The 11,349-nt window shown below is 63.9% G+C and carries 10 protein-coding genes; 4 read left to right on the forward strand and 6 right to left on the reverse strand.

All coding sequences use genetic code 11. The annotated features are described in order from the left end of the window. Nucleotides 1-82: 82 nt before the first annotated feature. The 3 genes from phbB to QMX83_RS16555 are packed head-to-tail and all read right to left on the reverse strand — an operon-like array spanning nt 83 to nt 3,329. Nucleotides 83-823 carry an acetoacetyl-CoA reductase gene (gene phbB, locus QMX83_RS16545; RefSeq protein WP_282297733.1) on the reverse strand — a complete coding sequence of 247 codons (741 nt, stop codon included), beginning with the start codon at nt 821-823 and terminating at the stop codon, nt 83-85. A 19-nt stretch (nt 824-842) separates the two neighbouring features. Further along, complete coding sequence (locus QMX83_RS16550; protein ID WP_282297740.1) at nt 843-2,168, reverse strand: CitMHS family transporter; 1,326 nt, start codon at nt 2,166-2,168, stop codon at nt 843-845. 27 nt (nt 2,169-2,195) lie between these two features. Further along, on the reverse strand, nt 2,196-3,329 hold the full coding sequence (locus QMX83_RS16555) for a porin (RefSeq protein ID WP_282297741.1): 1,134 nt from the start codon (nt 3,327-3,329) through the stop codon (nt 2,196-2,198). 221 nt (nt 3,330-3,550) lie between these two features. Between QMX83_RS16555 and QMX83_RS16560 the strand changes: the two genes are divergently transcribed. From QMX83_RS16560 to QMX83_RS16575, 4 genes are all read left to right on the forward strand, one after another. Next, nucleotides 3,551-4,240 (forward strand): response regulator transcription factor, encoded by a 690-nt coding sequence (locus tag QMX83_RS16560; RefSeq protein ID WP_282297734.1) that lies wholly within the window; start codon nt 3,551-3,553, stop codon nt 4,238-4,240. Then, nucleotides 4,227-5,609, forward strand: coding sequence for a sensor histidine kinase (locus QMX83_RS16565; RefSeq protein ID WP_282297735.1), 1,383 nt, complete (start codon nt 4,227-4,229; stop codon nt 5,607-5,609). The genes QMX83_RS16560 and QMX83_RS16565 overlap by 14 nt, the downstream gene beginning before the upstream one ends. Beyond that, complete coding sequence (locus QMX83_RS16570) at nt 5,606-6,661, forward strand: ABC transporter substrate-binding protein (RefSeq protein WP_282297736.1); 1,056 nt, start codon at nt 5,606-5,608, stop codon at nt 6,659-6,661. Before QMX83_RS16565 ends, QMX83_RS16570 begins: the two co-directional genes overlap by 4 nt. Nucleotides 6,662-6,816: 155 nt before the next feature. Further along, on the forward strand, nt 6,817-7,470 hold the full coding sequence (locus tag QMX83_RS16575; protein ID WP_125359624.1) for a response regulator transcription factor: 654 nt from the start codon (nt 6,817-6,819) through the stop codon (nt 7,468-7,470). Nucleotides 7,471-7,680: 210 nt separating this feature from the next. On the opposite strand, the gene QMX83_RS16580 is transcribed toward QMX83_RS16575, so the two are convergent. The 3 genes from QMX83_RS16580 to QMX83_RS16590 all read right to left on the reverse strand — a co-directional run bounded on the left by QMX83_RS16580 (nt 7,681) and on the right by QMX83_RS16590 (nt 10,280). Next, complete coding sequence (locus QMX83_RS16580; RefSeq protein ID WP_282297737.1) at nt 7,681-8,190, reverse strand: hypothetical protein; 510 nt, start codon at nt 8,188-8,190, stop codon at nt 7,681-7,683. Between the two features lie 622 nt (nt 8,191-8,812). After that, a complete protein-coding gene (locus tag QMX83_RS16585; RefSeq protein WP_282297738.1) occupies nt 8,813-9,754 on the reverse strand; it encodes a hypothetical protein in 942 nt (313 codons plus the stop codon). 10 nt (nt 9,755-9,764) lie between these two features. After that, nucleotides 9,765-10,280, reverse strand: coding sequence for a hypothetical protein (locus tag QMX83_RS16590; RefSeq protein WP_282297739.1), 516 nt, complete (start codon nt 10,278-10,280; stop codon nt 9,765-9,767). Between the last annotated feature and the right edge of the window lie 1,069 nt (nt 10,281-11,349).

Consider the following 11,349-nt stretch of genomic DNA (forward strand, 5'->3'; position numbering starts at 1 on the left):
GCCGTTGGCCGGCCCAAGAGTTCCATCCAGCATCATGAGGGCCGGCCAACGGCCGGCGCTACCGGACGCATGCCAGCCGCTGTTAGAACATGTGCAACCCGCCGTTGACGGCGTAATCCGCACCGGTCACATACGCCGCGTCATCCGACGCCAGCCACGCGCACAGGCTGGCCACTTCCTCCGGCTTGCCCAACCGGCGGATCGGCACCGAGCCGGCCAAGCGATCCAGCACATCCGGCGGGAAGCTGCTGATCGACTGGCTGGCGATGTATCCCGGCGAGATGGTGTTCACGGTCACCCCGCGCATGGCCACTTCGTTGGCCAGCGCACGGCTGAAGCCATGCATCGCCGCCTTGGCCGTGGCGAAGTTGACCTGCCCGATCTGCCCCTTGTGCGCACTCACCGAACCGATGTTGACGATGCGGCCCCAGCCGCGCGCGGCCATGCCGTCGATGACCTGCTTGGTGATGTTGAACAGCGCATGCAGGTTCGAGCCCATCACCGCGTTCCAGTCGTCCTGGCTCATCTGCCGGAACAGCACGTCGCGGCTGCCGCCGGCATTGTTCACCAGAACGTCGATCTCGCCGACCTCGGCCTTGACCTTGGTGAAGGCGGCAACCGTGGACTGCCAGTCCGCCGCGTTGCCCTCGGAGGCAATGAAGTCAAACCCCAGCTCGCGCTGTTCACGCAGCCAGGCGGCCTTGCGCGGCGAGTTCGGCGCACAGCCGGCGACCACGGTGTGGCCGTTGCGGGCCAGCTTCTGGCAGATGGCCGTGCCTACACTGCCCATGCCACTGGTGACGTATGCGATGCGAAGCGTCATGGATAACTCCTCTCAGCAATCAGGAAGCAAAGGGATACAGGCCGCAGATCAGGCTGCCGACCATCAGCACCAGCGAGACCATCACCGCCCATTTCAGGGTGAACTTCTGGTGGTCGGCGAAATCCACCTTCGCCAATCCCACCAGCAGGTAGGTTGAAGGCACCAGCGGGCTGAGCAGATGCACTGGCTGACCCGCCAGCGAGGCGCGCGCCATTTCCACCGGGGTAATGCCGTAGTTGCTCGCGGCTTCGGACAGGATCGGCAGCACGCCGAAGTAGAACGCGTCGTTGGACATGAAGAAGGTGAACGGCATCGAGGCAATCGCGGTGATCACCGCCAGATACGGGCCCCAGGCGTCCGGAATCACCGCCAGGAAGCTGCGCGACATCGCTTCGACCATGCCGGTGTTGTTGAGGATGCCGGTGAAGATGCCAGCGGCGAAGATCAGCGACACCACTGACAACACGTTGCCGGCGTGGTTGACCACGCGGCGGCGCTGCTCGGCCAGGTTCGGGTAGTTGATCACCAGCGCAATGGCGAAGCCGACCATGAACAGCACCGGCATCGGCAGCACGCCCATCACCAGCGCCACCATCAGTGCCAGGGTCAGTGCGAAGTTCACCCACAGCAGCTTCGGCCGCTTGGTGTCCTCGGCGTCTTCCACGGTCGGCAACGCACCGTCGTCAGACACGCTGGCATCCATCCAGGTGCCGCCAGTCGGCAGGCTCACCACACCCAGGCGACGACGCTCCTTCAAACCCAGGTACCAGGCCAGCAGCAGCACGGACGCACAGGCCAGCACCATCGCCGGAATCAGCGGCACGAACACGTCGGCCGGGTCCACGTGCAGTGCCGTGGCTGCGCGCGCGGTCGGGCCGCCCCACGGGGTGAGGTTCATCACGCCGCCCGCCAGGATGGTCACGCAGGTCATGTTCAGCGCGCTCATGCCCAGGCGCTGATACAACGGCAGCATCGCCGAGACCGTGATCATGTACGTGGTCGAGCCGTCACCATCGAGCGAGATCAGCATCGCCAGCGCGGCGGTGCCGAGCACGATCTTCATCGGGTCGCCCTTCACCAGCCGCAGGATGATCCGCACCAGCGGATCAAACAGCCCGGCGTCGATCATCACCCCGAAGTACAGAATGGCGAACATCAGCATCACGCCGGTGGGCGCGATCTTCTTGATGCCATCCAGCATCATCTCGTCCAGACCGGTGGCGAAGCCGCCAATCAGCGCGAAGACGATCGGAATGGTGATCAGTGCCACCAGCGGTGACAGCCGTTTGCTCATGATCAAATACATGAATGTAATGACCATGCCAAAGCCGAGGATGCTGAGCATCATCTGCGGACTCCTTGTAACGTGGGGTTAGAAATCGAACTGCAAGCGGCCAGTGACCGCGCGGGTGTGGTCCACCGTGGTGCCCGCGAGCTGGTCGCGGTTACGGCTGTCAATCAGGTTCAACATGAAGCGTAGGTTCGGGCGCATGTACCAGTTGCCGCCCAGCGTCCAGGCTTCGGTGCGGCCGTCGCGCAGGTCGGGCTGGCCGATCAGGTGCTGGTCACCGCGCATCTGGTCGTAGCGCAGCGCCAGTTCGAACGCACCGGCCTTGTGGTGCAGTTCCTTCACCCGCGCAAAGCGCCCGGTCTTCTTGTCGTACGCGCGCGATTCGCCGGTGACGAACCAGCTGAGCATGCCGTAGCCCGCCAGCACCTTGCCGCGCTGCATGCCGTCGTCGAAGGTGGCACCACTGAACTCGCCCTGCCATGACCACGGGCCGCGCACCTGCGCGTACTCCATCGACCACTTGTTGACGTCGGTGTCGCGACCGGCCGAGAAGTCGACCAGGGTCAGGCGGCTGTTGTCGCTCAGGTGGCCCGCCGGGCGCGGGCGGATCCTCAGCCCCGGCACGCCGTTCGCGCCCGGGTTGTCGTAGCGCTCATGCGCCAGTGACAGACCCAGGTGCAGCACGTCGCCGGCGGTGGAACCGGGAGCCCAGGTCACGCGGCCACCGGCGGCGCGGCCCTTCACCTGCCAGGCGTCGATGCTTTCCAGGCTGTAGGCGCTGGCCGCCCAGGTCATGTCGTTGCGTGCGGCCTGCCAGGAGGCACCCAGCCGGTACAGCGGGGCCAGCGTGGTGCCGGCGTTGCCGCGCTCAAGGAAGCTGCCGTAATTGGAGCCGGTACGGTCGTCCAGCGAGAAGTACTGCTTGAACTGGCCCACGGTGAGCTTGCCACCGCTGAAATCGCGGCTGACGTAGACGTCTTTGGCCTCTACACGGTCGCCGGAGAAATCCGCCTCCAGCTTGTAGTCGACCACGAAGAACTTGCCCGACACGTCCAGCCAGGCGCGGCGGATCTCGGTGTCGTCCTTGTTCGGCGTGCCGCGGCTGTCGTTGTTGAAATCGGCAAAGTCCAGGTGCAGGCGGCCGCCCAGCGTGGCGGTCACCGGGCGGTCGTCGTCGGCGGTTTCGGCGGCCCACAGCGGTGCCATGGGAATCATCAGGGTGCAGGCGGCCAGCCCGCGCCAGCGCAGGAAATCAAGAGACATGCACCCTCCCAGGTACGTTGTAGGTCGAAACATCCGCACCGTGGGGGAGGTGGGATGGCGCAGCCTAGTCCCGGGAAGCTGTCATCCACCTGTCAGCCATTGTTGCGCCGCAGCGTAACCACGGAAGGCCCGCTACGCGCTAGCATTTGGGCACCTTTGAACGTTCGTGCCCGATGCGCATTCTGCTGGTGGAAGACAACCCGGACCTGGCCGACGCCATCGTTCGCCGCATGCGCCGCAGTGGCCACGCGGTGGACTGGCAGAACGACGGCCTGGCCGCCGCCAGCGTGCTGCGCTACCAGAGCTTTGACCTGGTGGTGCTGGACATCGGCCTGCCCAAGCTGGACGGTCTGCGCGTGCTGGCCGGCATGCGTGAGCGCGGCGACGCCACGCCCGTGCTGATGCTCACCGCGCGCGACGGTATTGAAGACCGCGTGCAGGCGCTGGACGTGGGCGCGGATGACTACCTCGGCAAGCCGTTCGATTTCCGCGAATTCGAGGCGCGCTGCCGGGTGCTGCTGCGACGTACGCGTGGGCAGGCCAGCGAAGTAGTGCAGATTGGGGGCTTCCAGTTCGACAACGCCTCGCACCGCGTTTCGCTGGATGGCACGCCGATTGAACTGCCCAACCGCGAGTTCCGCTTGCTGGAAATACTCATGGGGCGGTTGGGTCAGGTGGTCGGCAAGGATGAGATTGCCAACGGGCTGTTCGGTTTCGATGACGAAGCCGGTCCGAATGCGATTGAGCTCTATGTCGGCCGTCTGCGCCGGAAACTGGCGGAGGCACCGGTGCGTATCGTGACCGTGCGTGGCAGCGGCTACATGCTGGAAGCGGCGGAAGAGGGCAGTGATGGCAGCCGCTGAGGCCGCGCCCGGTTCATTGCGACGCACGCTCACGCTGTATCTGGGCGCGTTGCTCGCTGTGTTCGCGGTGGCATTGCTGTTCGCCGCGCGTGATTACGGCCAGCGCGCCGCCAATCGCTCGTACGACCATCTGCTGGTGTCCTCTGCGCTGTCCATCATCGACTCGGTCGCGCTGGTGGAGGCGCAATGGCAGGTCGATCTTCCCTATGCCTCGCTGGATCTGCTGGCCATGGCCCCGGAAGACCGCGTCTTCTACCGCGTGTTCGACGCCCACAATCAGACGGTGACCGGCTACGAAGACCTGCCCACGCCGCCGCGAGCGCCCACCGACCAGCCGCAGCTGTTCGACGCGCAATACAGCGGTGAACAGGTGCGCTTCGTTGTGGTGTCGCGCCGGGTCTCATCGCCATCCACCCAGGTGGAAGTGCGCGTACAGGTGGGCCAGACCCGGCGTGCGCGTGAAGCGCTGGCACAGGACATGGTCAACCGTTCGCTGATCGCCATTGGCGTGCTGTCACTGCTGTCGCTGGCCTTGGTCGCCTTCGGCGTGCATCGCGCGTTCCGGCCGCTGGTGAAGGTCGAGCGCGAGTTGTCCCGTCGCGAGCCTTCTGACCTGAGCCCGCTGGATGCACGCGTGCCGCGCGAGATGGACCAGATGGTGGCCGCTTTGAACCGCTTCATGGGTCGCTTGTCCAGCAGCAACGAAACCCTGCGTGCGTTCATGGCCGAGGCCGCGCATCAGATGCGCACTCCGCTGGCCGCACTGCGTGCGCAGGCGCAGCTGGCGCTGGACGATGACGACCCTGAAGACATGCGGCGCAGCCTGCTCGCCATCGAGCGCAATGCCACCCACATGAGCCGCCTGCTCAATCAGCTGCTGAGCGATGCCAGCGTGATCCACCGCTCCAATCTGCAGCGCTTTGCGCCGGTGGATCTGGTCGACACTGTGCACCAGGCACTGCACGAAGCGCTGCCGCAGGCCGGCCCCGTGCCGCGCGTGCAGCTGGCCGTGGGCGTTACCGCTGCCACCGTGAATGGCGACGCGCTGCTGCTGCGCGAGGCGATCAAGAACCTGATCGACAACGCGCTCAAGTACGGCGGCCCGGGTGATCTGCAGGTCGCACTGACGGCTGAGGGCAACCGCTTCATCCTCACCATTGCCGACCACGGTCCCGGCATCGCCCCTGCTGATGCTGAGCGTGTGTTCGAGCGCTTCGCCCGCGGCGAAGGCGCGGCCGCCGGTGGGGCAGGGCTGGGGCTGGCCATCGTCAAACGCGTGGTCGACAGCCACGGCGGCCACATCGACCTGAGCAACCGGACCAGCGGTGGCCTGGTCGCCACGCTGACGCTTCCCGGAAGAAATACATGAAGGCCCTGTTTTCCCTCTTGCTGGCCCTCTGCACAGGGGCTGCGTTCGCCGCACCCGGCGACGTCGCGCGTTTCCCGGCCAAAGGCCCTGTGCTGGCGCAGCTGCGCATCCATGGCTCCACCGACATCGAGGTGTTCGGCACCGTCATCGCCGACTACCAGCGCCTGTACCCGGGCACCGAGATCGTCTACGAAGACATCATCACCCAGGACATGTATGCGCGTTACTTGAACGAGCGTAATGGTCCCAATGGCCCGGACATGCTGATCAGCAGCGGCATGGATCTGCAGACCAAGCTGGTCAACGACGGCTACGCACTGGCCCACCGCTCCGCGCAGACCGAGGCGCTGCCGGACTGGGCGCAGTGGCGGCATGAGGCGTTCGGCATCAGCTACGAGCCGGTCGCCATGGTGTACAACACCCGCCAGCTGCCCAAGGCACGCGTGCCGCACACCCGTCGCCAGTTGCTGGAACTGCTGCGCGCGCCGGACGCCCCATTGGCTGGCAAGGTCGGCACCTACGACGTTCAGCGCAGCAGCGTCGGCTACCTGCTGGCGACCCAGGACACCCAGCGCGGCAGCATGGCGGGCGCGCTGCTGGGCGCACTCGGCGACAACCAGGTGGAGCTGGAAGAGCGCACCGGCGTGCTGCTGGACGCGGTGAGCAGCGGCCGCCTCTCGCTGGTCTACAACGTGCTTGGCTCCTACGCCCAGGCCCGCATCGACGCCGGCGAGCCGCTGGGTATCATCGAACCCGAGGACTACACCCTCGTCGTGCTGCGCACCGCGATCATCCCGCGCAGCAGCCGCCACCCCGACGAAGCCCGCCGCTTCCTCGACTACCTGCTGTCGCCCCGCGGCCAGCAGGTCCTCTCCCGCGAGGCGCGTCTGATGCCGATCCTGCCCGGCCAGCGCCCCCAGCAACCCGGCGGCCCCGAGCGCAGCTACCGCCCCATCCAGCTCGGCCCCGGTCTGCTGGTCTACCTGGACGCCCTCAAGCGCCGCCAGTTCCTCGACGCCTGGCGCGGCAGCATGCTGCCCCCGAACCCCTGATTCTCCTCGAACACCTATGGGTACCTGCTGTACCTGCTTTGGTAGCGTCGGTCGCAAGACGACGGCCGATAACCTCCATCGGCCCTTTAACGCATGACTCCAAATCGAATCCATCCATCCGCAACTCCGTCACCCCATCCCCGTACAATCCCCCCATGGATGCCCTGACCCTACTTGTCGCCGACGACCACCCGCTCCTCCGCGCCGCCGTCGTCCACTCCCTGCACCAATCGCTCCCCGGTGCAAAGGTCATCGAGGTCGCCAGCGCCTCCGCCCTGGAAACCGCCCTCGACCAGAACCCCGAAATCGAGCTCGTCCTGCTCGACCTCACCATGCCCGGCGCACGCGGCTTCTCTTCCCTGCTGCACGTGCGCGGCTCACACCCGGACATCCCGGTCGTCATCGTCTCCTCCAACGACCACCCACGCGTCATCCGCCGCGCGCAGCAGTTCGGTGCCGCCGGCTTCATCCCCAAATCCGCTCCGGCCGAAACCATCGGTCAGGCCGTGGAAGCCGTCCTCGACGGCGGCCTGTGGTTCCCGGCCATGGCCCCCGAGCGCAGCGAATCCGACGCCCTGCTGGCCGCACGCCTCGCCCAGCTCACCCCGCAACAGTTCCGCGTACTGCTGTGCCTGGCCGACGGCCTGCTCAACAAGCAGATCGCCTACGAGCTGGGATTGGCCGAAAACACCGTAAAGGTGCACGTGACTGCCATTCTGAAAAAGCTCGAATGCCACAGCCGCACCCAGGCCGCCGTGCTGGTCAAAGCGCTCGAGCCGGAAGGCGACGCAGGCGCAGACCTGACCTAGCCCGGGCCAGTGCCGGCACACCCAACGACACGCTCCTGATCCGAATTTGCCGGAACACCGCGACATTCAACTCGCTCATCACCCGGCATCGTCGGCACACCGATACACCTAACGCCTTCATGACCAGGTAGCGTCGGTCGATAGACGACGGCCGATAACAAGTATCGTTGCTTTAACGCATGACCCCAGCCGGAGCCAAGCAGCCCCCGGCTACCCGGACGCCGAACTCTTCCCCCGCGCACCGCAGTAAGCCGGTTCTCCGCCCGCCCAAACCGCAACACCATGATGCAAAACATCACGCTCAGACCCGGACGAACCAAGCCGCCTGCCCAGCCATCGCACATAAAGTGCCGTCCCCTTCAGCTCCATCGCGAGCACATCCCCACCGCCCTCGGCGGTCACATACATCTGTGCCCCTCGGTAGGTCACTGTAAGCAACTCAGGCGGCACAGCCTCGCCCTCATATCCCTGCATCAGCACATACGTCACATCCCCGGAGCGCGTAAACGAAAGCTCCGTACCCAGCAGATCCCCACTCTCCGGGTGCACGCAAACATCGGAATACGTTCCCTTCAGCGTAGGTGGGCGGAGGTCCTCCGCGGCCAAATCAGCCGCGTTCAACAGCGAGGCAGCAAGCAGAACCTGCCAAAGTGAGGGCATCCTCATGCGAAAATCTCCTTGATGCATGGCTTTCGGTAAGGAATCAACGGGTGGGTTCATGGTTGTTTCCAAAGGTGCAAATCAAAAGGCGGTTGCGCGTCCCTATGGCCTGAAGAAACCTCCGGATCTGTCCGCATGGACTCCCCCATCAATCAGTAAAGGTCTGATATCGGACATTGGAAAGGGGGTGCAAGCTTGATCTCGACATCCCCAGATCAATGCGAGTCCTGACGACAACGCCCACTCCATTGGGTCTCCGGACGATGGCGCGAAGAGAATCTGCAAGTCGCATGACCCATCCGATTTAATGCGAACTGTCGCCTTGTTCATGGTGCGCCCGTTCCACGCCACGCCGCCTTCCAGATGCAGGAGCTTCAATTCATCGGCGTAGCCGGTCTTACATCCGTTAGGCTCAAGAACGAACAGCTTGGACTCGGGCCTGAACCTCCCTTCCAGGGACCAGGTGCGGTCATGGACTCCATCGTCAGCCAAGCGTCTGGTAATGATGCTGGCACCATCGGCGATGCACCACGACGATAGCCTCAGCTCGCATTTCCGGGTCGGCGCAGCTGTACCCTGCGTCGGCGGTGATGCGGATGCAGCCCCGCTCTGTAGCGTCAGGGCCAGAAAGGAAAGGATGCTTATTGACCTCATTGGAAACCTCTGCCTCGGTGAACGCTCATCAACGCGTGGGCCATGCATGACCTGCGTGCGAACGCATTCGCTCAACATAGATTCCTGGCCCGTCGTCGCACATCCCGGTGGATAGTCGGCGGTCCTTGAACGAGTACCACATCAGAACTTCATCTTCCATGCGGGTGTCCGGCTGCAGGAATCCAACGCCATCAACGCTCACAAGCTGGTTGTTCCATCGTCCTTGCGCCACGTCACTGTAGAAGGCATCGGGGAGCGCTAACTTGACACAGTCATCCCCCTTGGAGACAAGTGCAGCGCCCGCAGGCGCACCAGGGTGCAGCGTCAGCCTACCCACGACCACGCAATGTGAACCGGGCTTGCAGGAGTCCAATGACAAATCCAGGCGCGACGCGGCTGCGCCACGTTCGGCGTGCATCACAATCCGCTCCACTTTTACCGCGCCTTCGTCCAGTTCACACGCCGCAGTGGGATCATCGAAGCAGATATCAGCAATAGCGCTCTGGTCCAATGCATACATCACTGGGGTGCCGGTGATGAAGTTGGCATATCGCCGATGCTCATCGCCAACGATGGCGTTCCCCTCCGGATAGGCAGCCTTCAACTGCTTCAGCGTGCTGCCAACACCTATGCCGCGCTCGTCCTTGACGCGTAGCGACGTTGTCGTACAGACAGCAAGGCGGTCGTCATCATCCAGAATGCAATGGATCGAGAAGTGATCGCCAGGCCAGAACATCACCGTGTTGTAGATGTCTCCCTCCTGCATCGTCTTTCCTCGCGACAGGCGGTAAGCGGTCTGCGGAAGCTCGGAGACATACATGCCCATCCGTACGCGATCAACGGTGGCGGATCGCGTGTTGATGACGTGGCTGTTTGTGGCTGCTGCTGCCGAAGTCGCAGCAGCAATGGCGCTCTGATGCGAGCCGGCCCAAGTCAGGAGCAGAAACGCCAGTATCGTAGCCTTTCTCATGTGGTGGTCCTCATACGCTCATCAGTGCATCAAACCAGAGTGATCGCCATTCGGTGTGGTAGTGCCGCTCAATCGGACATGAGAACTGGACGGGTGTCACGTCGGATATCTCACGACGTAACTTGCCGACCAAGGTGTAGTCCGAATACTCCAACGGAAGGGGGCGCGTGACCAGTTGGAGGGTTCCTCCCGGCGCATGCGTTGAATCCAGCTCATAGGGATGGATGAACGGCACCACCGGGTCCGCCGGAGCACCCCGGGGTGTCAGCGCGATGTCCTCCAGGCGGTCGCCCGGGGACAGGTCGGATGCCTCAATGGACAAACGATAAGGAGAAGCGCGCAGGGCAGGTTGCCGCGACGAGAACTCCCCCGTAAGCCGGACATGCAGCCCAACGCCGCCCACTTCGCACTCGGCGGGCGTGTAGTCGTAGTAGGTATAGCGATCAAACAGCAGCACCCACAGGACGATGAGGCCAGTGGCAATGCCCAACAGGAGAACAACGATCGATCCAGATTCCTTGCGCATCACGGGGTCCAATCGTGGGGCGTGCGGTGGGTTGGCGACGTTTGGGTCAAATCAGGACATGGAACGAGACAGCAGCTTGCGCGTTCTGGACAACACGTGACCTGTCCTGAGTGACGGGTGGCAGCACAGCTGCCACGGGACCTGGACCAGAAAACGTTAGCGCAACTCGGATGCGGGCCGCAACATCGCGACGTCCGGCCCGGTAGCGTCGGTCGCAAGACGACGACCGATAACAGCCATCGGCGCATTGACGCAGCGCACCCACCCGAAGCGCTCCCCGCAACCACGGCTACTTGCGACAGCCGCGAGACGGCCGAGGCAATGTGAGCACCCCGTCACACATGGCGCATGGACCACTTATTAGCGAGGCGTTTCCGTCATCTGACGTCGGAATCGGCACATCACTGACGTCATCAGCCGAACCTCGCTTATCCTCCACAACAGGCAGCAACCGCACGCACGGTTTCTGCCGCATGGTGTTGTCGCGGAGCTTGAAATCTCCCTAGCAAAAAAATCTGCGTGGAAGTCCCAAGTCGGGAGGGTGGCGAAATACAACACCCTCGCGGGAATATGCCACGCCGTGCGCTGCTAGACGGATTTCAACCTCCCGACTCCCTCGCCATCCCGGCGAGGGAGGACTTCTAAGAGGTTCACACATGTGTGATTGCAAGTCTGATGAGTCGACACAGAAGCAGTATGGGTTCGCCTGGGCTCCGCCAGAGACGATCAGGATCTCAAAAGTAAAGCTGTCCTCCGGCCAGCTCCTTCCCGATAACGAGTCCATCCCGTCGCTGCTGCTGCGTGGCATGTGGCTGGTTCAGTGGGGCTACCGCGCGGGCTGCAGGGTGCGGGTAAGGGTCAACCACCGGCGCATTGTGTTGACGCTGATTGACCCTTCGGAGCAGCGAAAGAGCGGCCCCGGTCTGGTTCGCCGCTTGGCGCAAGCCGCGATGCGCTGGGTCTGGGCTTGAGGTAAGCGCTGACCATGAAAGGGATAGACGCGAACCGACCACGCAACCGATTAACCAGGTAGTGACGGGCCATGCCCGTCACGATCGCCGCCCAACAA

The sequence above is a fragment of the Stenotrophomonas sp. PS02289 genome, from assembly GCF_029960115.1.
In the GTDB taxonomy this organism is placed as follows: Bacteria; Pseudomonadota; Gammaproteobacteria; order Xanthomonadales; family Xanthomonadaceae; genus Stenotrophomonas.

What these genes read in the sequence shown, in the direction of transcription:
- phbB (WP_282297733.1), bottom strand. Translation starts at nt 823, where the DNA reads ATGACGCTTCGCATCGCATACGTCACCAGTGGCATGGGCAGTGTAGGC.
- QMX83_RS16550 (WP_282297740.1), bottom strand. Translation starts at nt 2,168, where the DNA reads ATGCTCAGCATCCTCGGCTTTGGCATGGTCATTACATTCATGTATTTG.
- QMX83_RS16555 (WP_282297741.1), bottom strand. Translation starts at nt 3,329, where the DNA reads ATGATTCCCATGGCACCGCTGTGGGCCGCCGAAACCGCCGACGACGAC.
- QMX83_RS16560 (WP_282297734.1), top strand. Translation starts at nt 3,551, where the DNA reads ATGCGCATTCTGCTGGTGGAAGACAACCCGGACCTGGCCGACGCCATC.
- QMX83_RS16565 (WP_282297735.1), top strand. Translation starts at nt 4,227, where the DNA reads ATGGCAGCCGCTGAGGCCGCGCCCGGTTCATTGCGACGCACGCTCACG.
- QMX83_RS16570 (WP_282297736.1), top strand. Translation starts at nt 5,606, where the DNA reads ATGAAGGCCCTGTTTTCCCTCTTGCTGGCCCTCTGCACAGGGGCTGCG.
- QMX83_RS16575 (WP_125359624.1), top strand. Translation starts at nt 6,817, where the DNA reads ATGGATGCCCTGACCCTACTTGTCGCCGACGACCACCCGCTCCTCCGC.
- QMX83_RS16580 (WP_282297737.1), bottom strand. Translation starts at nt 8,190, where the DNA reads ATGAACCCACCCGTTGATTCCTTACCGAAAGCCATGCATCAAGGAGAT.
- QMX83_RS16585 (WP_282297738.1), bottom strand. Translation starts at nt 9,754, where the DNA reads ATGAGAAAGGCTACGATACTGGCGTTTCTGCTCCTGACTTGGGCCGGC.
- QMX83_RS16590 (WP_282297739.1), bottom strand. Translation starts at nt 10,280, where the DNA reads ATGCGCAAGGAATCTGGATCGATCGTTGTTCTCCTGTTGGGCATTGCC.